The organism is Chondromyces apiculatus DSM 436 (genome assembly GCF_000601485.1).
Classification (GTDB): Bacteria; Myxococcota_A; Polyangia; order Polyangiales; family Polyangiaceae; genus Chondromyces; species Chondromyces apiculatus.
The window spans coordinates 1-1,033 of sequence record NZ_ASRX01000170.1; the positions used below are offsets into that span (position 1 = coordinate 1).

1 pseudogene is annotated in these 1,033 nt (G+C 72.9%); it reads left to right on the top strand.

Annotated elements, in window-relative coordinates:
* Window positions 1-380: 380 nt before the first annotated feature.
* Window positions 381-1,033 (top strand): annotated as a pseudogene (locus CAP_RS43295) (hypothetical protein); the annotation flags it as partial.

A 1,033-nucleotide genomic window follows, 5' to 3' on the forward strand; every position in this document is an offset into this window, starting at 1 on the left:
CGTCGCGGAGGTGTTCGCGGAGGCAGCGCAGACCGGGGTCACGGCCGGAGGCGTCGAGGACGATCCGCGGGGGGTGCTGGAGGCGCACGGGAGGCTCACGACGGCGGTGGCGCAGCAAGCGGCGGCGCGGGCGTTGCGCGAGGTGGTGCTGACGTCGGCTCGGGCGCTGCTGGGCTGAATGGCGGGGCGGTGGGGTGAGTTGACGCGCTGAGGGTCCGTCCAGCGGGGCTCCCCGGGGTGGACGGTCGGTTTGCGGTGCAGCGCGTCGTCGCGCCTCGCCGGAGCCACGCGCCTGCGCCAGGATGAATCGGGTATTCTCGCGAGGTCGTCCAGGATGGGCGGCGCGCTGCGCGACGCTCGCCAGCAGGGAGCTTTCAGCCATGGATCGTACGCTCCGCTTTCGACAGGCCCTCGCCACGCGGCTGCTCCAGATCGCAGGCGCTGCGGCGTTCGCGACGCCAGCCGTGGTGGCGAGCTGCGGGGGGAACGTGGTGGTGGATCGCGTGGACGGGACAGGGGGCGCGGGCGGGACGGGTGGGGCGGGGCCGACGTCGGAGGTCACGGTGATCAGCGTGGTGACCTCGGGGGTCACGGCCATCTCGGTCACCTCGGGGCCGAACGCGGTCAGCTCGGGGCCGGACGGGGTGTACGCGTGCTTCGAGTGGCTGGTAGACACCCTGTGCCCGGGCGTGAACGATGCGCTGCCGTACTTCCAGGCGAACGACTGCGCGCCTCCGGACTACACGTACACGGAGGTCGTGCTGGATGGGCCTTACCAGGAGTCGACGCGGTGCTGCTACACGGTGCAGCAGGGGATCTGCGGCGAGGTCGGGCGGCCGTTTCTGGTGGATGGGCGGCCGCTGACGGCAACGGCCTCGGGGTACGGCAGGAGCGCCGAGGTGACCGTGGGGGGCTGGAGCGGTGGAGGGCTCGCGCCCCGGGTCGAGGAACTGGGCGAGGAGGAGCGGGAGGCGCTGGCGGCGGCGTGGGCAGGCGATGGGTTGATGGAGCATGCGTCCGTCGCGGCGTTCGC